The sequence below is a fragment of the Gordonia hankookensis genome, assembly GCF_014673215.1.
Taxonomy (GTDB): domain Bacteria; phylum Actinomycetota; class Actinomycetes; order Mycobacteriales; family Mycobacteriaceae; genus Gordonia; species Gordonia hankookensis.
On record NZ_JACWMS010000002.1, the window covers coordinates 1,499,438 to 1,520,155 of the forward strand.

General features: G+C 67.8%; 22 protein-coding genes. 12 read left to right on the top strand and 10 right to left on the bottom strand.

Going from position 1 to position 20,718, the window contains the following annotated elements; translation table 11 throughout:
- Positions 1-9 precede the first annotated feature (9 nt).
- Complete coding sequence (locus tag IDF66_RS14035; RefSeq protein WP_190267304.1) at positions 10-825, top strand: helix-turn-helix transcriptional regulator; 816 nt, start codon at positions 10-12, stop codon at positions 823-825.
- 22 nt (positions 826-847) lie between these two features.
- Here IDF66_RS14035 and IDF66_RS14040 read toward each other — a convergent pair whose 3' ends face one another.
- Positions 848-1,117, bottom strand: a complete 270-nt coding sequence (locus tag IDF66_RS14040; RefSeq protein WP_190267305.1) for a DUF7218 family protein — start codon at positions 1,115-1,117, stop codon at positions 848-850.
- Positions 1,118-1,271: 154 nt separating this feature from the next.
- Here IDF66_RS14040 and IDF66_RS14045 point away from each other — a divergent pair, with 154 nt between their 5' ends.
- The 4 genes from IDF66_RS14045 (at position 1,272) to IDF66_RS14060 (ending at position 5,139) form a co-directional block, all read left to right on the top strand.
- Positions 1,272-1,682, top strand: a complete 411-nt coding sequence (locus IDF66_RS14045) for a hypothetical protein (protein WP_190267306.1) — start codon at positions 1,272-1,274, stop codon at positions 1,680-1,682.
- Positions 1,683-1,861: 179 nt separating this feature from the next.
- Positions 1,862-2,956 (top strand): S-(hydroxymethyl)mycothiol dehydrogenase, encoded by a 1,095-nt coding sequence (locus tag IDF66_RS14050; RefSeq protein WP_190267307.1) that lies wholly within the window; start codon positions 1,862-1,864, stop codon positions 2,954-2,956.
- Complete coding sequence (locus IDF66_RS14055) at positions 2,953-3,582, top strand: MBL fold metallo-hydrolase (RefSeq protein ID WP_190267308.1); 630 nt, start codon at positions 2,953-2,955, stop codon at positions 3,580-3,582. The genes IDF66_RS14050 and IDF66_RS14055 overlap by 4 nt, the downstream gene beginning before the upstream one ends.
- A 36-nt stretch (positions 3,583-3,618) precedes the next feature.
- Positions 3,619-5,139, top strand: coding sequence for an ATP-dependent DNA ligase (locus IDF66_RS14060; protein WP_190267309.1), 1,521 nt, complete (start codon positions 3,619-3,621; stop codon positions 5,137-5,139).
- 11 nt (positions 5,140-5,150) lie between these two features.
- Here IDF66_RS14060 and IDF66_RS14065 read toward each other — a convergent pair whose 3' ends face one another.
- The 7 genes from IDF66_RS14065 to IDF66_RS14095 form a co-directional block, all read right to left on the bottom strand.
- Positions 5,151-5,909: an anti-sigma factor gene (locus IDF66_RS14065; protein WP_190267310.1), complete on the bottom strand. Its 759-nt coding sequence runs from the start codon at positions 5,907-5,909 to the stop codon at positions 5,151-5,153.
- Positions 5,902-6,474, bottom strand: coding sequence for an ECF RNA polymerase sigma factor SigK (gene sigK, locus IDF66_RS14070; protein WP_317628698.1), 573 nt, complete (start codon positions 6,472-6,474; stop codon positions 5,902-5,904). The genes IDF66_RS14065 and sigK overlap by 8 nt, the downstream gene beginning before the upstream one ends.
- A gap of 71 nt (positions 6,475-6,545) precedes the next feature.
- Entirely contained in the window at positions 6,546-7,361 is an 816-nt protein-coding gene (locus IDF66_RS14075; protein ID WP_190267312.1) for a DUF1295 domain-containing protein, read from the bottom strand.
- A complete protein-coding gene (locus tag IDF66_RS14080; protein ID WP_190267313.1) occupies positions 7,358-8,662 on the bottom strand; it encodes a class I SAM-dependent methyltransferase in 1,305 nt (434 codons plus the stop codon). The genes IDF66_RS14075 and IDF66_RS14080 overlap by 4 nt, the downstream gene beginning before the upstream one ends.
- Positions 8,659-9,447, bottom strand: coding sequence for a DUF1365 domain-containing protein (locus tag IDF66_RS14085; protein WP_190267314.1), 789 nt, complete (start codon positions 9,445-9,447; stop codon positions 8,659-8,661). The genes IDF66_RS14080 and IDF66_RS14085 overlap by 4 nt, the downstream gene beginning before the upstream one ends.
- Entirely contained in the window at positions 9,444-10,745 is a 1,302-nt protein-coding gene (locus tag IDF66_RS14090) for an NAD(P)/FAD-dependent oxidoreductase (RefSeq protein ID WP_190267315.1), read from the bottom strand. Before IDF66_RS14090 ends, IDF66_RS14085 begins: the two co-directional genes overlap by 4 nt.
- Positions 10,746-10,827: 82 nt before the next feature.
- Positions 10,828-11,247: a YccF domain-containing protein gene (locus IDF66_RS14095; RefSeq protein ID WP_190267316.1), complete on the bottom strand. Its 420-nt coding sequence runs from the start codon at positions 11,245-11,247 to the stop codon at positions 10,828-10,830.
- A gap of 99 nt (positions 11,248-11,346) precedes the next feature.
- On the opposite strand from IDF66_RS14095, the gene IDF66_RS14100 reads away from it, so the two are divergent.
- A complete protein-coding gene (locus tag IDF66_RS14100) occupies positions 11,347-11,592 on the top strand; it encodes a hypothetical protein (protein ID WP_164310322.1) in 246 nt (81 codons plus the stop codon).
- 28 nt (positions 11,593-11,620) lie between these two features.
- Here the strand turns inward: IDF66_RS14100 and IDF66_RS14105 are convergent, their stop codons facing one another.
- On the bottom strand, positions 11,621-12,187 hold the full coding sequence (locus tag IDF66_RS14105; RefSeq protein WP_190267317.1) for a TIGR03086 family metal-binding protein: 567 nt from the start codon (positions 12,185-12,187) through the stop codon (positions 11,621-11,623).
- A 37-nt stretch (positions 12,188-12,224) separates the two neighbouring features.
- Here IDF66_RS14105 and IDF66_RS14110 point away from each other — a divergent pair, with 37 nt between their 5' ends.
- Positions 12,225-13,067: a helix-turn-helix domain-containing protein gene (locus IDF66_RS14110; RefSeq protein WP_190267318.1), complete on the top strand. Its 843-nt coding sequence runs from the start codon at positions 12,225-12,227 to the stop codon at positions 13,065-13,067.
- A 147-nt stretch (positions 13,068-13,214) separates the two neighbouring features.
- The gene (locus tag IDF66_RS14115; protein WP_190267319.1) at positions 13,215-14,492 is read left to right on the top strand and encodes a helix-turn-helix domain-containing protein; all 1,278 of its coding nucleotides are present in this window, start codon (positions 13,215-13,217) and stop codon (positions 14,490-14,492) included.
- Between the two features lie 25 nt (positions 14,493-14,517).
- Here the strand turns inward: IDF66_RS14115 and IDF66_RS14120 are convergent, their stop codons facing one another.
- Positions 14,518-15,165, bottom strand: a complete 648-nt coding sequence (locus tag IDF66_RS14120) for a class I SAM-dependent methyltransferase (RefSeq protein ID WP_190267320.1) — start codon at positions 15,163-15,165, stop codon at positions 14,518-14,520.
- 43 nt (positions 15,166-15,208) lie between these two features.
- Here IDF66_RS14120 and dinB point away from each other — a divergent pair, with 43 nt between their 5' ends.
- The 4 genes from dinB to IDF66_RS14140 all read left to right on the top strand — a co-directional run bounded on the left by dinB (position 15,209) and on the right by IDF66_RS14140 (position 20,624).
- Positions 15,209-16,417, top strand: coding sequence for a DNA polymerase IV (gene dinB / locus IDF66_RS14125; RefSeq protein ID WP_190267321.1), 1,209 nt, complete (start codon positions 15,209-15,211; stop codon positions 16,415-16,417).
- 353 nt (positions 16,418-16,770) lie between these two features.
- Positions 16,771-18,237 carry a CitMHS family transporter gene (locus IDF66_RS14130; RefSeq protein WP_190267322.1) on the top strand — a complete coding sequence of 489 codons (1,467 nt, stop codon included), beginning with the start codon at positions 16,771-16,773 and terminating at the stop codon, positions 18,235-18,237.
- Positions 18,238-18,271: 34 nt separating this feature from the next.
- Positions 18,272-19,966: a sensor histidine kinase gene (locus tag IDF66_RS14135; protein ID WP_190267323.1), complete on the top strand. Its 1,695-nt coding sequence runs from the start codon at positions 18,272-18,274 to the stop codon at positions 19,964-19,966.
- A complete protein-coding gene (locus IDF66_RS14140) occupies positions 19,959-20,624 on the top strand; it encodes a response regulator (protein ID WP_190267324.1) in 666 nt (221 codons plus the stop codon). Before IDF66_RS14135 ends, IDF66_RS14140 begins: the two co-directional genes overlap by 8 nt.
- Positions 20,625-20,718: the final 94 nt, after the last annotated feature.

A 20,718-nucleotide genomic window follows, 5' to 3' on the forward strand; every position in this document is an offset into this window, starting at 1 on the left:
GAGGCTGCGATGAGCGAATCGACGCTGGTCACAGATGCGCTGCGCCGCGTACGCCGGACCAGTGGCGTGTCACTCGCGTTTGCCGGAATGGTCAAACCGGCGGTCGGCACACGGCAACGGAGTGTGCGCCTCGAGCATTTCGTCGGGAACACCATCGGCGCGCTGGCCGGGGTGTCGGTGGACGTCGGGCACGGTCTCGGCGGCAAGGTCGTCAGCGTGAGCCGTCCGGTCGCCGTCGACGACTATCTGCGCACCCCGAACATCACCCATCGCTACAACACGATCATCGCGACCGAGGGACTCCGTGCAATGGCCGCGGCACCCGTGATCGTCGACCGCACCCCCGTTGCGGTTCTGTACGGCGCGCTGCACACCGACGACCCGATCGGAAACCGCACTCTCGACGTGCTGGCCATGGAGGCGCGGGCACTCGAACAGCAGATCGTCGCGACCCGTGCCGCCGTGGAGTCGGCGGCGGCGGTCCCGGAGGTGAGTGCCCTGCGCGACCGGATCACCGACGCGTACGCCCGGCTGCGGGTGCTGGCGCAGAACCTCGACGACCCGGCGTTCACCCGAGAACTCGACCTGATCACCGAGTCGCTGATCGACTCGACGGCCGGCCCGGGAGCGACGCTCACACGCAGGGAGCAGGACGTGTTGTCGCTGGCGGCGCTGGGCTACAGCAACGCCCGTATCGCCGAGACCATCGGCGTCGGTGTGCAGACCGCCAAGGGCTACATGAAGGACGCGATGCGCAAACTCGGTGCGTCGACGCGACTGGAGGCGGTTGTCATCGCTCGGCGCGCAGGCGTGCTACCCGGTTGATGAACGCCGTGGCCACCGGATTTCAGTGGTTCCGCAACGCCGCGATGAGCTCGTCCTTGTTCAGGTCCGAATAGCCGGTGAGGTCGAGTTCTTTTGCGCGGTTGCGCAATTCGTCGACTGTCCAGTCCTCGTATGAGCCGGACGTGCCACCCTTCTCGCCGACCGATGATCGGGATTCGTTGGCGGCGGCGTTCGCGATACGGGCGGATTTCTCCTTGGAGTTGCCTTCGTCGCGCAGCTTCTCGTACAGCTCGTCGTCCTTGACAGAAGGTCCGGGGTCGCGTTCTGGCATGGCTGCCTCCTCCGATGATCGAAACAGGTTCGACATCATGGTCTCGTCTGTGTTCTCAACCGAGGGCCTGCTGTCGAGGCTACGCCAGGGGGGTGGAAGATTGCCGGTTTCGTTCTAGGGTTGGGAGACAGCCGAAAGCGGAGAGGGACAACACATGGGCAAGAAACAGAAGTTGATCGGGCGCCTCGAGAAAGAGGTCGAGAGGCTGCAGCAGGAACTGTCCCGTGTGGAGAAGGAAGCCAAGAAGCGGCTGAAGAAGGCCGACAGCGATGTCGCGTCGCTGCGCACCGAGGTCTTGAGGTTGATCGGCCAGCGCGGGTCTGCGAAGCCGGCCGTCACGGAGAAACCGGCCTCCCGGCCTGCCGTGGTCCCGGAGGCGGTGACCAAGCCGTCGACCCCGGCGAAACCCGCTCCGAAACCCGCTCCAAAACCCGCTACACGCACGACGCCGCGAGCACGTCGGAGCGGTCCGACCGTGGCGGAGTTGCGCACCCGGGCCAAGGAGAAGGGCGTCAAGGGCTATTCGTCGATGACAAAGGCGCAGCTCCTCGACGCGCTCAACTGAGATCTGGCGCATCGACTGGACACTTGTCTAGGCTGCATGCGAGGGAATCGGAACGGCGACGAGCTCGATCATGCTGATAAACACCGTCCACTCTGGGTGGACGTGGTGTTGCCTCGTCGTTAGGCTGATGCCGACGTTTCGATCACATCGAGAACGCAGTCGCGGAAGGAAAGCAGCGCATGTCGCAGACCGTCAAGGGAGTCATCTCACGCAGCAAGGGAGCGCCGACCGAACTGGTCGACGTGGTGATCCCGGACCCGGGCGCGCGGGATGTGGTGGTGGCGATCAAGGCGTGCGGGGTGTGCCACACCGACCTCGCGTACAAGCAGGGTGGCATCAACGACGAGTACCCCTTCCTGCTCGGCCATGAGGCCGCGGGCGTCGTGGAGTCGGTCGGTTCGGACGTCACGCATGTGGCGGTCGGCGATTTCGTGGTGCTCAACTGGCGTGCGGTGTGCGGTCAGTGCCGCGCCTGTAAGCGCGGTCGGCCGTGGTACTGCTTCGACACCTTCAACGCGAGTGTTCCGATGACGTTGACCGACGGCACCGAACTGACCCCGGCGCTGGGCATCGGCGCGTTCGCCGACAAGACGCTGATCCACGAATTACAGTGCACCAAGGTGAATCCCGAGACTGACCCTGCCGTCGCCGGGCTGCTCGGATGCGGTGTGATGGCAGGTCTGGGCGCGGCGATGAACACCGGCAACGTCGGCCGTGGCGACTCGGTCGCCGTGATCGGTTGCGGCGGTGTGGGTGACGCGGCGATCGCGGGTGCGCGGCTGGCCGGCGCCACGACCATCATCGCGATCGACCGGGATCCGGCCAAGCTGGAGTGGGCCGTGGGCCTCGGCGCGACACACACCATCAACGGCGCCGAGGTCGACGACGTGGTCACCGCGGTACAGGACCTGACCGATGGCAACGGTGTGGATCTGGTCGTCGACGCGGTCGGTCGCCCGGAGACCTACAAGCAGGCGTTCTACGCTCGCGATCTGGCGGGCACCGTGGTGCTGGTCGGGGTGCCGACACCGGAGATGACACTCGAGCTTCCGTTGATCGACTTCTTCTCCCGCGGTGGGGCATTGAAGTCCTCGTGGTATGGCGACTGCCTGCCCGAACGTGACTTCCCGATGCTCATCGATCTCTACGAGCAGGGCCGGTTGCCGCTCGACAAATTCGTCACCGAGCGCGTCGGCCTGGGCGATGTGGAGGCTGCGTTCTCGGCGATGGAGGCGGGCAAGGTGTTGCGGTCGGTGGTGGAGTTGACGGCATGAGTGACTTGCGCATCGACAATGTCGTGACCTCGGGTACGTTCTCGCTCGACGGCGGCACCTGGGACGTCGACAACAACATCTGGGTGGTCGGCAACGACGACGAGGTGATCATCATCGACGCCGCGCACAACGCCGCGCCGATCCTCGATACGGTCGGTGACCGAACGGTGAAGGCGATCGTGCTCACCCACGGCCACAACGACCACATCACCGTCGCGCCCGAACTCTCGAAGGAGACGGGCGCGCCGATCCTGCTGCACCCGGGCGACGACATGCTGTGGAACGAGACGCATCCGGACGTGACGCATCAGGATCTCGAGGACGGTCAACAGATCGAGGTGGCCGGCACGTCGCTGACGGTGATCAACACACCGGGACACTCACCGGGCTCGTCGGTCATCTACGCGCCGGAGGCCGGTGTGCTGTTCTCCGGTGACACCCTGTTCCAGGGCGGACCCGGCGCGACGGGGCGGAGCTACTCGAGTTTCCCCACGATCATCGCGTCCATCCAGGAGAAGATCTTCACGCTCGATCCCGAGACGAAGGTCCACACCGGACATGGTGACGGCACCACCGTCGGCGCGGAATCGCCGCACCTCGAGGAGTGGATCAAGCGCGGTAACTGACCGGCGCTGTCGTCTGGGCAGGTAACGTCATCGCGGATGAAGCTGTCCCGTGTCGTCGAGGCGTCGAGCGCCGTCACCGCCACCCGGTCTCGTAAGAAGAAGACCGAAGAGCTCGGCGCGCTCCTCGGGGACGCATCGGTCGACGAGATCCCCACCGTCGTCGCCTGGTTGTCGGGAGTGATCCCGCAGGGGCGCCTCGGTGTCGGATGGCGCTCGCTGGTCGCGTTGGAACTCCCGCCTGCGACCGATCCGACGCTCACCGTGGCCGGTGTGGATGACCTGCTCACCCGGTTGTCCACCGCCACGGGGCCGGGATCGGTCGCACGTCGGCGTGCATTGTTGGACGAATTGTTCGGCTCGGCAACCGAATCCGAACAGGATCTGCTCCGCAGGTTGATGACCGGCGAACTGCGGCAGGGGGCGCTGGCCGGGGTGATGGTGGACGCGATCGCGTCCGCGTCCGGGCAGCCGCTCGACCTGGTCCGTCGTGCCCACATGCTCACCGGCTCGCTCGCGGAGACCGCTTCGCTCGCTGTCCATGGCGGCACCCAGGCGCTGTCCGACGTCGGCCTGCGGGTGGGGCGCGCGGTGGCCCCGATGCTCGCCACCCCGGCCGATTCGCTTGCTGACGCGGTGACATCGCTCGGTCCGGACCTGGTGGTCGACTTCAAGCTCGACGGTGCGCGTATCCAGGTCCATCGTCGTGGCGACGAGGTCTCGGTGTTCACCCGCACCCTGCGCGACATCACCGACGCGGTGCCCGATCTGGTCGCGGTGATCCGCGAATTACCCTGCGAGACCGTGATCCTCGACGGTGAGACATTGACGCTCGACGCCGACGGTCGGCCGCGACCCTTCCAGGACACCATGAGCAGGTTCGGTTCGGCGGGTGATCTCGGCGACGATCCGGCCGGCGTGCTGCGCCCGTTCTTCTTCGACTGTCTGCACCTCGACGGGGTCGACCTCATCGACCGACCGCTGCGTGATCGGTTGGCGGCGCTGACGTCGGTCGCGCCGGGGCTGCGGATCCCATCGGTGACCGATCCGAGCGTCGCACAGGCACAGCAGCACTTCGACGCGGCCCTCGCCGCCGGTCACGAGGGTGTCATGGTGAAGTCGCTGGCGGGGCCGTATGCGGCTGGTCGGCGCGGAAAGGGTTGGCAGAAGGTCAAACCCGTGCACACCCTCGATCTCGTGGTGCTCGCCGCCGAATGGGGTTCGGGACGACGCACGGGCTTCCTCTCCAATCTGCATCTCGGCGCACGTGATCCCGACGGCGGCCCGCCGGTCATGGTGGGCAAGACCTTCAAAGGTCTCACCGATGCGCTGCTGCAATGGCAGACCGACGAGTTCGGGCGCCACGAGACCCATCGTGACTCCTACACGGTGTATCTGCGTCCGGAACTCGTGGTCGAGATCGAACTCGATGGCGTGCAACGCAGTTCGCGCTACCCCGGTGGCGTCGCGTTGAGATTCGCGCGCGTCGTGCGCTACCGGCCCGACAAGACGGCCGCAGAGGCGGACACCATCGATGCCATCCGGGCGAAGTTGCCGTGACCCGGCGAGGATCAGCTCAGTGGGAGCTCCGCGACGAAGGGGCCGGTCGGCTGTTGTGAACCACCGGGCGGCTCGACACTGAACGCCAATGTGGTTGCGTCGCCGAGGTCCTTGAGGACCGCTGTGGTGGACGGTGCGACGTCCTTGTCGGTCATCGTGCCGGCCGACGTCCGGCCGTCGGGGCCGACCAGCCACATCTGATAGACGGTGCCCGGCTGGGGTGGGGGCACGTCGTTCATCACCAGGACCCCGGCGCCCTCCGACGGGGAATACGTGACGGTGGCGTGACCGGTCGCGACGGCGCCCGACGAGGTCCGGACGTCTGTCGCGGCGAACACCTGCTCGGCCGTCGGAGGTTGGGTGGGTTCGGTGTCAGACGATGCGCCGATGACCCAGCCGATGGCTCCGACAGCGATCGCCACGATGGCGGCGGCTGCGAGATAGGCGGCGCGGCGTCGTCGGTTGTGCAACGGGGTGACCGTCGCGGCCTCGGGGGCCTGGTCGGCGGGGGCCGGACCCGATTGTGGGGGAGTGCCCTCGGCACGGGCAGCCGCCAGGACGCGCTCGCGCAGCGTCTCCGGGGGAGATACCGCAGTCGCCTCACTCACCCGGGCCATCGCCTCGCGGGTGGCCTGGACCTGCCGGTGGAATTCGTCGCGGACCACCGGCGATGCGCCGTCGGCCTCCCGTGTCACCTCGTCGAGTTCGGCGCCGTGCACGGCATTGAGACCCACCACGGGCGCGAGTTCGAGGAGTTCGTCGTCAGGCATCGCGATCCCCCAGACACCGGCGCAGCCGTTTCATGCCGTCCCGGATCCTCGACTTCACGGTCGGGAGCGCGACGGTGAGGCGCTCGGCGACCTCGCGATACGACAGACCGTGGTAGTAGGCGAGATCCACCGATTGTCGTTGGACGTCGGTCAGGGTCTCCAGACAGCCGACCACCTCGCGTGTGGTCTCCCGGGTGGCCACGGCGTCGACGACCTGGTCGAAACTCGCGCGCGTGTCCTCGAGACCGTAAGCGACATCGCGACGGGAGGCCGCGGATTCGGAGCGGACGCGGTCGACCGCCCGGCGATGCGCCAGCGTGATCAACCAGGAAAGAGCCGAACCGGCCTGCGGGTCGAAGGTGTGCGCCGACCGCCACACCTGCAGGAAGACCTCCTGCGTGGTCTCTTCGCTGTAGCCGGGATCGCGCAGCACACGCAGGACCATGCCGTACACGCGGTCGCAGGTGAGGTCATAGAACCGGGCGAACGCATCGGCGTCCCCCGATCCGATCCTGTCGAGCAGCGCGGGCAGCGCGGCGACATCGGATGCGGGATCAGCAGTCACCGCGAGCGCTCCGTAGTCATCGTCGATCAGCCTATCCGGACGGTGCCGGGGCCTCAACGATTCGAGCGGTGTCATGGCACAGTCCGCCGGGGTGGTCGGGGCAGGAAGTAGGACGTCCGCTCCTGGTAGGCGGCGTAACCGGGTCGGCGGCTCATCGATTCCTCGAGTAGTCGCGCCCCGGTGGCGTACACGAGGAAGTAGGTCATGGCGACGGGCGAGAGCACGGTGAGCACTCCCGGCCACGCGCTTGCCGCGACGAGCCACAGGCCCCACCACACGCTCGCGTCGCCGAAGTAGTTGGGATGGCGGGTCCACGACCAGAGCCCGCGGTCCATGATCTCGCCCTTGTTGGCCGGATCGGCCTTGAACCGGCGCAGCTGGGCGTCGCCGACGCCCTCGAAGGCCAGGCCGAGCACCCACAGCCCCACACCGAGGACCAGCACGACGATCCAGATCCCCTCGGTACCTCCGACCACCGCCGACACCTGGATGGGGAGGGACACGAACCACTGGGAGATCCCCTGGGTGGCAAAGATCTTGCGGGCCACGACGCCGAGCCCGTCGCCGCCGGAGCGCGACAGCAACTCGGTGTAGCGCGGATCTTCGCCTTTGCCTGCGGACTTCACGTACATGTGCCAGGTCAGTCGTGAACCCCACAGGGCCACCAGCACCGCCAACAACCATCGGCGGGCCAGGTCGCCTGGCCCAAGGACCAGCGACAGCACGGCGATCCCGACGAATCCGAGCCCCCACGCGACGTCGACGACGTTGTAGCGACCGATGCGATGACCGATCGCCATCGTCACCCCGTGCAGGACCGCGAGCAGGAGCAGGGAAGCTCCGGTGATCACACCGAAGGCGGCCCAGCCGTGGAGTCCGGAGATCATCGTGTGTCCCGCTGCCCGCGGTCGCGATCGAACACCAGCTGGTGAACATCCAGATAGCCGGATCGGAAGCCGGCCTCGGAGTAGGCGAGATAGAACTCCCACATCCGCGTGAAGGTGCTGTCGAAACCGAGCTCCACGACGTCGTCGTGCCTGCCGACGAACCGTTCGCGCCACAGCCGCAACGTCTCGGCATAGTGGTCGCCCATGGCATGGACGTCGACCAGCCGGAGGTCGGTGTGGCGCCGCGTCACCGAGTCGAGAGCGCGCAGCGACGGCAGCTGTCCGCCCGGGAAGATGTACTTGTGCACCCAGGTGTAGGTGTTGCGCGAGGCCGACATCCGGTCGTGCGGCATGGTGATCGCCTGGATCGCCACGCGGCCGCCGGGGGCCAGGACTCGGTCGAGGGTCTCGAAATACACCGGCCAGTACTTCTCGCCGACCGCTTCGATCATCTCCACCGAGACCACCGCATCGAACTCTCCGTCGACCTGCCGGTAGTCGAGGAGATCGATGGTGACGCGGTCGGCGAAGCCCGCGTCGGACACCCGCTGTCGGGCCAGCTGTTGCTGCTCCACCGACAACGTGACCGAACGGACGACGGCGCCACGGGCCGCGGCACGCAGGCACAGTTCACCCCAACCCGTCCCGATCTCGAGGACACGACTGCCCGGGCCGACTCCGGCGAGGTCGAGCAGCCGGTCGATCTTGCGTCGCTGCCCGTCGGCGAGGTCCGACCAGGGCGGCCTGGTGCCCGGCGTCAGACCTTCGAAGAGCGCGCTCGAGTAGGTCATCGTGTCGTCGAGGAAGGTGGCGAACAGGTCATTGGAGAGGTCGTAGTGCCGGGCGATGTTGGAGCGCGTGTTGGTGGCCGTGTTCTCCTCGGAACGCGGTTGGCTCGGCAAGACCGCAGATCGCAGGATCTGCAGCGGTCGCGGGATGAGACGTGCCATCCGGGCCGCGAACGGTGTGAGGACGCCGACGAGGTCGTCGGTGGTCCAGTCCCCGGCCATGAACGCCTCGCCGAATCCGATCAGCCCGTCGGCGCCGACGCGACGGGCGAAGGCCTCCGGCCGCCGGATGATCATCCGGGGCTGGACGCCGGAGCTCCGCAGCCCAGACAACTCGCCGTCGGGATATTCGACCCGGACGTCGACGCGCCGCGAGGCGTGACGGAACAGCCACGCTGCGGCCGAGCTCCGCAGGGCAACGGTCGGCCCGTCGGGCACGCGGGCGACGTCGGGCCAACGGGCCGCCTCGTCGGGTGGGAAGTCGTTGGGGAAGTTGCGAATCGGGGCATTCATCGTCGTTCCTTCCGGCCGGAGGCGGTGGAGATGGTGGTGACATGCGAGTGGTCGGGACGGCGGATCACCGGCAGATGTCCGAGCCACAGCCGGATTCCGTGCCAGCGGATGCGGGCGGCGACGACCAGCGGCGCGAGTGGCGTGCGCAGCTGGGTTGCCAGAATCGTGGCGGTTCGGGCCGGGCGGGCACGACCCGACAGGGCGGCGACGAACGGATCGTGGCCATCACGCTCCAGGGTCACCGACACCGTGATCCGACCGTCGGCCGTCGGCGGGGGCATCCGAAGCCGGTACGTACCGTTCACCTCGTTGAACGGCGATACGTAGAACTCCTTGTCCACCTGGGCATGACCGTCGTCGTCGGGTGCGACGATGTAGGTATGCCGTTCCCCGTAGGTGTTGTGCACCTCGGCGACGACGTATGCCGGGGTCCCGTCGGGGTGGTGGCACCAGAACACGCTCAGCGGGTTGAACACGTACCCGGCGACCCGCGGTGAGAGCAGGGCTACGACGTGACCGGCCGGCGGGCTGACCCCGGCGGAGGTCAGATGGCCGGTGAGCCGATCACGCAGGGTCTGGCCGGCGGCCGGCGTCTCGGGGAAGTGATCGGCGGGATCGAAGCGGGCAAAGGGGCGCAACGGCTTTGCCGGGACAGGTAGGTGATCGATGTCGATCAGCCACGACGCGCTCCGGTAGACGAACGCATGGCGGATCGGAGTGGTACGGGTGTGCGAGATGCGGGTGGCCACCACCGCAGGCGTCGGACACGAGATGCTGTTGCTCATGCGGTCACCTGGGTTGTGGAGGTCTGCCAGGCGACGCCGAGGCGCTCGGCGGCACGGGCACCGGAGAGTGCGCCGTCTTCGTGGAATCCCCACCCATGGTAGGCGCCGGCGAAGCGGATCACGTCTGTCTCGGCGTCGGGGAGAAACGCTTGGGCAGAAACGGATTCGGTGGTGTAGACGGGGTGTTCGTAGGTCATCTCGGCGAGCACACACGTTTCGTTCACGAGGTCGGTTCGGCCGAGCGTGACGAGCATCCTGGGCTGTGTTGTCGGCAGGCGCATCAGTCGTGTCATGTCGTAGGTCACCGCGACATCGGAACCGTCGTCACGGATCTGGTAGTTCCACGACGCACGGGCCCGTCGAGCGCGCGGTAGCAGGGAGGTATCGGTGTGCAGCACAGCCGGTTTCGCGGAGTAGCCGATCGCGGAGAGGATCCGCTGCTGTGCACGGGTCGGTTCGGTCAGCATGGTCAGTGCCTGGTGCGGGTGCGTGGCGATGACGACGGAGTCGAATCGTTGCGCCCCGACGCCGTCGGCGGTGATCTCGACGCCGCCGTCGACCGGTGTGACCGAGCGGACCGGTGACCCGGTGCAGATCGTCCCGCCACGCCCGGCGACACCGTCGGCGATCTTCTCCACGTAGCGAGCCGAACCGCCGACCACCGTTCGCCAGGTCGGCGATCCGAACACCGACAGCATGCCGTGATGGTCGAGGAAGGTGAACAGGTAGCGGGCCGGGTACTCGGCGGCGACCTCGTCGTCGCACGACCAGACCGCGGCGACCAAGGGCACGAGGAAGTTCTCCAGGAAGTAGTCCGAGAAGCCTTCGCGGGCGACGAACTCGCGCAGTGGCTCGTCGGAGTCGGGGATGTCGAGGAGCCGGCGCGCCGCCCGGTGGAAGCGGATCACCTCGCCCAGCATGGCCAGATAGCGCCCGCGCGTCAGCGTGCGCGCAGTGGGGAAGATGCCCCGCACTCCGAGCGCGCCGGCGTATTCGAGTCCGGTGATCTCCGAGCGCACCGACATCGACATGTCGGTCTCCTGCGTGGCCACCCCGAGCTCGTCGAAGATCCGCAAGAGGGTGGGATAGGTGCGGTCGTTGTGCACGATGAAGCCGGTGTCGACCGAGAGCACCTCGCCGTCGGGCATGGTGACGTCGTGAGTGTGGGCGTGTCCGCCGAGCCGCGCGTCCGACTCGAACAACGTGACCCGGTTCTGCCCGGACAGCAGGTGGGCGGCGACCAGTCCGGAGACGCCGCCACCGATGACCGCGATGGACCGGGACGGTGAAGAACTCATGCCCGGTGTTCGGAACTATCAGCAGTTCGGATGGGTCGAACAGGGAGGCCGAACTGCCCCAGTAGGTGTGAGAGACGTCTCGTCAGTAGGCGGGGCGCTGTGCCGGTGGCGGCCCGGCGGGCATGTACTCGTCCTTGGAGACGATCTTGGCGCCGAGCGGCAGCAGCGAGACCGGCACCATCTTGAAGCTCGCGATACCCAACGGGATGCCGATGATGGTCAGGCACATGGCGATTCCGGTGGCGATATGGCCGATCGCCAGCCAGATCCCCGCAACGACGAGCCAGATGATGTTCCCGATCAGCGACATCGCCCCGGCGGTGGGTTTGCGTACGACGGAACGACCGAACGGCCACAGCGCATAATTCGCCATCCGGAACGACGCGATCCCGAAGGGGATGGTGATGATCAGGATGCAGCAGATGATCCCCGCCACCACGTAGCCGATGGCCATCCACACACCACACAGCAGCAGCCAGATCACGTTGAGAACGGTTTTCATGCCACCATTCTCCGCCACCGCCGGGCCGCGCGTCGAGAAACCGGTCGTGCCCGTTCGCATCGCCCGGTGCGGGGTCGTCCACGCGGTTACTCTGACGCCATGGGCGATCGGGGTCGGGAAGCCGTGTGGGCGGTGATCACCACGCTCGTGCTGGTCGTCCGCATCCTCGCGACCATCGCCCTGGTGCTGCTGGCCATCGGATGGGTCGTGGTGGCCGTGCGGGGATCGTTGCTCAACGCCTACCTGTGGCCGACGGTGATCACCGCGGGTGTCCTGCTGGTGAGCACCTACCTCTACAGCTTCCTGCGTGCCCGCTACCCCCGGCGCAACGGATGGATTCCGTGACCGCACCCGGGGGCAGAGGGGCGCGTCGTCAGGCAGAGCGGCCGAGCATGGCCAGGACGCGGGCCTGACGATCGGCGTCGGGGCCTGCCTCGACACCGGATTTGCACACCCCGTCGCCGTAGAGCGCGGGCCCGAAGCCCGCTGCCGCGGTCGCCATCATGTCGAGTTCGGCGTCGGTGAAGCGCAACTCGCGGCCGACGGCCGAGGCCACATCCCATCGGTGGGCCACCATGTCGAATCCGTAGAAACGCAGCAAGGTCTCGCCGACGGTCGTGGGGCCGAAATGACCGTCGAAGGGCTTGACCCCGACAGCGGGCTCGGCCAGCCGGTCGGCGACGGCGGTTCGGTGCGCCCGCCACGCGGCGGCCGGGTCGTCGAGGGCCGGGGTCTCGCCGAGGTCGATCTCGTGCCGGGCGATGAAATCGCGTTGGGTCTCGATGACGTGGCCGACGACGTCGCGCGCCGTCCAGCCGTCGCACGGGGACGGCGCCGCCCATCGATCGGACGGGACCTCGTCGAGGACGTCGCCGAAGCCGGTCGCGAGCCGCGTGTATTCGGCGGCGAGTGTCTGGGTGATGTCGGAAGAAGTGGTCATGATGGAAAGGTACGGAGAACGACCGGAGTGGGGCTTGATGAAATCCGACAGATCAGGTGAGTCCGCGACACGCATCGACGACGTGGAGCGCGCACACCTCGTCGACCCCGAGGACACGTCGTTCGCGATCGGGCGCTGGGCTCCGTCGCCGGATCTCACCGACCTCGTCAGGCGGTTCTGGGTGCCGATCTGGTCGGTACCCGCGGGCCGATCTGCGCCTCAGCGGGTCCTGCAGTATCCGGTGTGTCTGGTGGTGGTGACCGACGACTACGCCCGTTTCTACGGGGTCAACACCGGGCTGTCGGAGACGGTGCTGACCGGTCGGGGGTGGGCGATCGGGACGATGTTCGCGCCTGCTGCCGGTGCCCTGATCACCGGCGGCCCGGTCGCCGACTGGACCGACCGGTTCGCCGACCTCGCCGAGGTGACCGGCCCCGCCGGGGCCGCGCTCGGCGCCGACATCCGGTCGATCATGGCCGACGACCCGAACGACTCCGTGCGTCAGCACGAGGCCACCGACCTCGTCGAGGCGTGGCTCCGTCCCCGTCTGCCCGTCGACGACGACGGCCTGCTCGTCAACGCCATCGTCGAGTTCGTCGAGGACGATTCGGCGGTGACGTCGGTGACCCAGATCTGCGACCGATTCCATCTCACCGAACGCAGTCTGCAACGACTCACGCAGCGTCGGCTTGGGCTGACGCCGAAATGGTTGATCCAGCGGCGCAGGCTGCAGGAGGCGGCCGAACGGCTCCGGGGGTCGGGGACCACCCTGGCGATGATCGCGGCCGAGCTCGGGTACGCCGACGAGGCTCACCTGGTGCGCGATTTCCGCACGGTCACCGGCATGACTCCGGGACAGTTCGCGTCGCGGTTCGACTGACGTTCCCGCAGGTGGCGGCGCACCCGCACGTGTGTGCCGCCCTCGACGATCTCGGCGGCGCGCTAGTCTGACAACACGAGGTCGTGTCGACCGTGTCGCTGGCGGAACGACACAATGGGACCGGGTGAGGCGATTGACGGAGGACGTATGAGCGATTCTGCCTCGGCGTCTTCACGTGTACGCCGAGCGTACGAGGACTTCCTGACGGGGATCACCCCACCGGCCGACTCCGTCCGCTCGGTGGTGCGCGATTCATGGGTCCGGTCGGTCACCAGGGGTGTCAATCCCAATGTCTCGGCGCCCGAGAGCGCCACCGCGTCGATGACGGCGGCAGAGTTCGCCGAGTACCGCGACGCCCATCCGATCACTGCCGTCCGCCCCCTGGTGCAGTCCCTCATGCTCGACGACATCGCCGATTCGGGCGTCGTCGTCGCGCTGACCGATCAGGCGGGCCGGCTGCTGTGGGTCGAGGGTGCGACCGATGCCCGGGACAAGGCCGCGAACATCAACTTCGTCGAGGGCTCGTTGTGGAGCGAGGAAGTCGCAGGCACCAACGCCCCTGGACTCGCTCTGGCCGTGGACCGTGGTGTGCAGGTGGTGGGTCCGGAGCATTTCGCCGGGCCGGTCCAGGAGTGGAGTTGTGCGGCCGCGCCGGTGCACGACCCGATCACCGGTCATGTCATCGGCGTCGTCGACGTGACGGGCGGGCGCGAGGTCGCGGCGCCGTTCGCGCTGGCCGCGGTGCGATCGGTGGTGGCCGCCGTGGAACGCGAGATACGCTCGCGAGCAGTTGATCTCGCCGATCCGGCCACGTTCGCTGCGCCTGGCGGCGCCCGCCTGACGGTGCTGGCGGGCAACACCCATCGATGGCGTCGCGAGGGTGATGCGAGCGGTGAACGGACGTTGTCCCGACGACACGCGGAGATCCTGCTGCTGCTCCAGGCATACCCCGAAGGTCTCAGTACGGAGCAGCTCGCGACCCTGCTCGCAGAGGAATCCCTCGACCCCGTCACGGTGCGGGCCGAGATATCCAGGCTGCGGAGGGATCTGGGCACCGATGTGGTCGAGTCCCGGCCGTACCGGCTGACCGTCGACCTGGTCTCGGACGTCTCCGAGATCCGCGATCGTGTCGCCGGCGGCGACGAACTCGGCTCGGTGATAGACGAACTGGGCCGTGGCGGGCTGCTCGCCGAGTCGGCGGCGCCCGGGATCGCCGAACTGTTCGAGGAGATCCGGGAAGACGTCCGGTCCCGCGTCATCGCCGAAGGCGATGTGAGTGTGCTCCGCAAGTGGACATCATCGGCGCACGGTCGCGACGACCTCGCCGCATGGCGGCGTATCGAGCATCGTCTGGCGCCCGGGCATCCCGACCGCGTTCTCGCCGGCGGCCGAATTCGCTTGCTGGACAAGCGCTACGGAGTCTGACTCCGGGTCTGCCCTGCCGGTCCGGTCAGGACTCGCGGCGGGCGTGCAGCACGACGTCGTGGGTGTGTGCGCCACCGCCCGCGGCGACCCCGCGTTCCCTGGTCTCGTCGGTGACCGTCGTCCAGCCGTCGCCGAGGAGGGCCGCGATGTCGGCGGGCTGGAAGTAGTCGTCCGGATTGCGTCCGTGTGCGCGAATGCCTTCCGCCTCGTGAGACACCACCAGGAGATGCCCGCCAGGACCGACTGCGTCGAGGATCTTTTGCATCGTGCGGTCGTCGGAACGTGCAACGGGGAAGTACTGCAGCGAGACCAGCCCGAACCCGATGCCGGGGACCTCGGCCCCGGTGAGATCGGCCTGCAGCCAGGTGATGGATTCGCGGGCATCGGTCTCGCGGGCACGGTCGATGGCGACCTGCGAGATGTCGACCGCGGTCACCTGCCAGCCCCGGTCCGCGAGCCAGCGGGCGTCGGCGCCCTCCCCGGAGCCGACGTCGAGGGCAGTGCCCGGCGTGAGGTCGGAGACCTCCGCGATGAGGGCGGGATTGACGTCGGCTGTCCAGAGCCGGTCCGCGCTGCGGTAACGCTCGTCCCATTCGGCCGCGCCGTCAAAATCCGACCCGCTCGCTGCGCTCCCGGCGTCGTCAAAATCCGACCCGCTCGTGCTCTCGCTCATGACCCGACCGTACCTGTCGGACCCACATGCGAACATATGTTCTATGCGCATCGAGAGGAAGGAGCGGCCGGAAGCGACGATTCTGCACGCCGACCTGGACTCCTTCTATGCCTCGGTGGAGCAGCGCGACGATCCTGAGCTCCGCGGCCGGCCGGTGATCGTCGGCGGCGGGGTGGTGCTCGCGGCAAGCTACGAGGCGAAGGCGTGCGGCGTCCGGACCCCGATGCCCGGGCGGGAAGCCCGGGCCCTGTGTCCTCGGGCCGTCGTCGTGAGCCCACGGTTCGACGCGTACATGGAGGCGAGCCGTGCCGTCTTCGAGATCTTCCACGACACCACACCCGTGGTCGAGGGGATCTCGGTCGACGAGGCCTTTCTCGACGTCGGCGGACTCCGTCGCGTGAGCGGATCGCCGGTCGAGATCGGGCAGCGGTTACGGGCACGAGTGGCGACCGAGGTCGGCCTGCCGATCACCGTCGGGATCGCGCGGACGAAGTTCCTCTCGAAGGTCGCCAGCGCGGTGGGCAAGCCCGACGGGTTGCTCGAGGTGGCTCCGGGCACCGAGCTCGCATTTCTGCATCCTCTCCCGGTGCGGCGCCTGTGGGGCGTCGGTGCGATCACCGAGGCGAAACTTGCCGATGCCGGGATCACCTCGGTCGGCGACCTCGCGGCGTTCGGGGAGCACGGACTCTGCGGGCTGCTCGGACCGGGCACCGGCCGCCATCTGTACGCGTTGTCGATGGCCAGGGATCCGCGACGGGTCGAGACGGGTCGTCGTCGGCGGTCGATCGGTTCGCAGCGCGCACTCGGGCGCAGACCGAAGAGCGAGGCAGATATCGAGGCGACGCTCGTCGCGATCGTCGAGCGCCTTGGAAAACGTCTCCGAGGTGCCGAACGTGTCTGCCGCACAGTCGTTCTGCGTCTCCGGTTCGACGATTTCGCGCGCGCCACCCGGTCGCGCTCGTTCCTCGAGTCGACGGACCGGACGGACATCGTCATGGCGGTCGCCCGCGGGTTGCTCGCCGACGCGATGCCGTTGATCCGGGAGCGGGGCTGCACGCTCATCGGGCTGTCGCTGACCAACCTCGACGACCACGACAGTGTGCAACTCGCGTTGCCCTTCGACTCCGACCGTGGCGTCGAACTCGACATCGCGATGGACCTCCTGCGAAACAGGTTCGGGCGTGACGCGGTGACCAGGGCGGTCCTCGTCGGTCGCCACCACGGGGACGATGCCCCGATGCTGCCCGACTGACGCGTCGATCGTGGGCACGGGGTCTCGATCGTGCGCTGGGGGGGGTCTCGATGCGCAGCTCACTCCGTTCGCGGCTTACTCGACCGGCGGGGGCGGACCATTCGACCGGCGGGGGCGGACCACTCGACCGGCGGGGGCGGACCATTCGACCGGCGGGGGCAGGGGCAGAGGGGGTGGCGGGGGATGGCGGGGGGCGGGGCAGCGGGGGCGGCATGCGCAAAACGCGCAAAAGACGACTTATGAGCGCAAGCGTGACTGTGACGTGGGTTACCCGAAGACTGCTCCTGTAACGGCCGACATCACAGCTCGGCGACCGGGCGGCCGTTCCCCACACGCAGAAAAGAGCATGACAAATGTTGGTAGCACTCGGCCTCGCAATGGTGGCCACCTTCATGTTCCTGATCATCACCAAGCGGGCGACCCCGGTGGTCGCGCTGATCCTGGTGCCGGTGGCGTTCGGTCTGTTCGCCGGGGCCGGCCTCGACATCAGCGACATGATCACCGACGGCATCAAGGAGCTCGCGCCGACGGCGGCGATGCTGTTCTTTGCGATCATCTTCTTCGGCATCATGATCGACGTCGGGCTCTTCGATCCGGTGGTCCGCCTGGTGGTCCGCATGGTCGGCAACGACCCGGCGCGGCTGGTCGTCGGCACCGCGGTGCTGGCGATGGTGGTCTCTCTCGACGGTGACGGGTCGACGACGTTCATCATCACCACCGCCGCCCTGCTGCCCCTGTATCTGAAGCTGGGTGTCAGTCCCGTGGTCCTGACCGTGGCCGCAGGCCTGGCCAACGGGACGATGAACATCCTTCCGTGGGGCGGTCCGACGGCCCGCTCCGCGAGTGCGCTGAAGATCGACACGAACGCGGTGTTCCTCCCGATGGTCCCGGCCTTGATCGCCGGTCTCGTCGTGGTGCTGCTGTTCTCGTACCACCTCGGTGTCCTGGAGAGGCGTCGTATCGGCCGGATCGAGATCAGGGACTCGATTCTGATGCCGCGCCAGGAGGTACTGGTCGCGGCCGGCGGGGGCGCAGGTACCGCCGTTCCGCCGACTTCCCGCGGGCGAGGCCACGCGGGTGGGCAGGCAACGGGTTCGGGCGACACGTTCGACGGCGACAGGCAGGACGACGACAGGCAGGACGACGACGAGCAGGGCGACGAATCGGGCTTCACCGGAGTCCTCGACCCGAATCGTAAGACTCTGCGCCCCAAGCTCTTCTGGATCAATGCGGGTCTGACCGTCGCATTGCTCGCCGTACTGGGCCTCGACATTCTCGCCATTCCCGTGCTGTTCATGATCGCCACCGGCATCGCGCTCGCCGTCAACTTCCCGCATGTGAAGGATCAGCAGGAGGCGATCACCCGACACTCGTCGAGCATCGTGTCGGTGGTGGCGATGGTGCTCGCGGCGGCAGTGCTGACCGGTGTGTTCAGCGGGACCGGGATGGTCGACGCGATCGCCCACTGGCTGGCCTCCGGTATCCCGGACTGGATGGGCCCGCACATGGCGGTCGTCATCGGTGTCCTCTCCATCCCGCTGACCTTCCTGATGAGCAATGACGCCTTCTACTACGGGGTGCTGCCGGTGATGTCGGAGACCGCGACCCGCTACGGCATCGACCCTGCGGAGATGGCCCGGGCGTCGATCACCGGTCAGCCGTTCCACATGCAGAGCCCGCTGGTCCCGGCGATCCTGCTGCTCGTCGCTCTGGCCGGGGTGAGCTTGGCCGATCATCACAAGAAGGTGCTGTGGCGGGCGGCCGCGGTGTCGATCGTGATGCTCGTCGTGGGATGCATGGTCGGCGCGATTCCGTTCTGACCTGAGCCGGCACACCGACGCCTAGGCTGACCGCATGCGACTGCGAACGCAGGTTCTCCTGCTGCAACTCGCCGTCATCGCGGTCAGCCTGAGCGTCGGTTTCGGGCTGGTGATCTCCGGATCGGACGATCGCGTGCGGGAGGAGTATGCGCAACGAGCCCTCGCGATCGCGCAATCGGTCGCCGCCGACTCCGATGTCCAGAGTCAGGTCGCGAGCCATCGAGGTTCTGGGGTCGACCAGGCCGAACTCGCATCCGGGCCGCTGCAGGCCGAAGCCGTTGCCGTGCAGCAACGTACCGGCGCACTGTTCGTGGTGATCGGCAACCAGAGCGGGGTCCGGCTCGCGCATCCGGAGCCGGATGAGATCGGCAAGCAGGTCTCCACCGACCCGTCGAACGCGCTGGCGGGCAACGAGGAGGTGAGCACCGACCGCGGCACTCTCGGCGAGTCGGTCCGCGCAAAGGTTCCGGTCTTCGACGACGGGCGGGTCGTCGGCTTCGTCAGTGTCGGGGTGTCCACGGCGCGGCTGGCCGCCGAGACCCGGCGCGACACCCTGGCCACCATCCTCATCGCGCTGGCCGCGTTGGCCGTCGGTGCGGCCGGTTCGGCACTGTTGGCCCGACGATGGCGCCGACTGACGCTCGGGCTCGAACCCGACGAGCTCACCGAACTCGTCCGTGAACAGGGCGCGGTCCTGCACTCGATGGCCGATGGCGTCCTCGCCGTCGACAGCACCGGGATCGTGCGGGTTGTCAACGACACGGCCCGGCGACTGCTCGACCTCACCGATCCGGTCGGCCGCAACGTCGACGCGCTCGGGCTCACGCCGCGCGTACGGAGTGTGCTCGACCAGTCGATCGCAGAGCCTATCGCCGCCACCGTCGGCGATCGGGTGGTGCTCGTCAGTTCGCACACCGTCGAAGCCGACGGACGTGATCTCGGCATGGTGATGTCGGTCGTCGACCGCACCGACGTGGAACGACTCACCCGTGAGGTGGATTCGATCCGGGCGATGAGTACCGCGTTGCGCGCGCATCGCCACGAGTCCGCCAACCGGTTGCACGTGCTCGCCGGTCTGTTGCGCCACGATCACCCGGCCGAGGCGATCGCCTACCTCGACGAGCTCACCGGTGCAGGCCCGCGCAGTTCTCGGCTCGAGGGTCTCGACAACGTCGGCGAACCGCATCTGCAGGCATTTCTCGACGCGAAGGCGGCTCATGCCCGGGAGCGCGGGGTGACCTTGCGGCTCGGCGACCAGACCTGGGTGCAGGGCACCCTGCGGGACCCGGTGGTGGTGACGACCGTGATGGGCAATCTGGTGGACAACGCTGTCGACGCGAGCTCACCGTGGGCGGCGGGTGCCGATCGAGATGGCCGGCGGGCGATCGTCGAGGTGGAGGTCCTCACCGACGCCGACGACATGTTCATCACGGTCAGTGATTCCGGCTCCGGGATCGCGCTCGATGACCCCGATGCGATCTTCGGGGAGGGCGTGACCACCAAGGTCGACCCCGGCGTACCCGGCGGGCGCGGTATGGGATTGGCGTTGTCCCGGCAGATCGCGAGGCGTATCGGAGGAGACATCTGGGTGGCCGACCCGGGTGTCGGCGGGGTGGACAATGAGCTCTCGGGGGCGGTTGTCGTCGCCCGGCTGCCTGCCGTGATCAACACCGGATCCACGGCGGATGACGACGACGGCGAGACAAGTGGAGGTGGCGCAGATGGCTGACGACCTCGGGGTCCTCATCGTCGACGACGATTTTCGGGTCGCCGCATTACATGCCACCATCGTCGACGCCGTGCGCGGGTTTCGGGTCGTCGCACAGGCGGGCACCATCGCCGCCGCGCGCGCCGCCGTCGCGAACCATCCTGACGTCGACCTCGCGCTGCTCGACGTCTACCTGCCCGACGGCTCGGGTATCGACCTGGTCTCCGAAGTGCCGTGCGACGCCTTCATCGTCGGAGCGGAGACGGATGCGGCGGCGGTGCGCCGGGCGATGCGTGCCGGTGCGCTGGCCTACCTGATCAAGCCCTTCGACGACACCGAGCTCGCCAGGCGGCTGGCCGGCTACGCCCAGTACCGGCGCGTCCTCGCCGCCGACAACGTCGATCAGCACGCCGTGGATTCGGCGCTCTCGGCCTTGCGATTCGGTACCCGCGGATCCGATCGACCCGACGCGGGTTCACACACCGAACAGCGCATCCTCGAACTGTTCGCAACCGCAGGCGGGCCGCTCTTCGCCGACCAGGTGTCGGAAGCGGTCGGCGTCTCCCCGGCCACCGCACGTCGTCATCTCGCACATCTGGTGTCGGCGGGCAAGGTCCGGATGTCGCTGCAATACGGGAGTACCGGGCGGCCACGACAGGAGTACCGGTTGCCGGGCTGATCCCGGCGGGCCGATGACGACAAGGCGATGACGGCGAGGCGATGAATCCGTGCGACCGATCCGGTCTACACCCTCGACGAACGCTTCCGACACG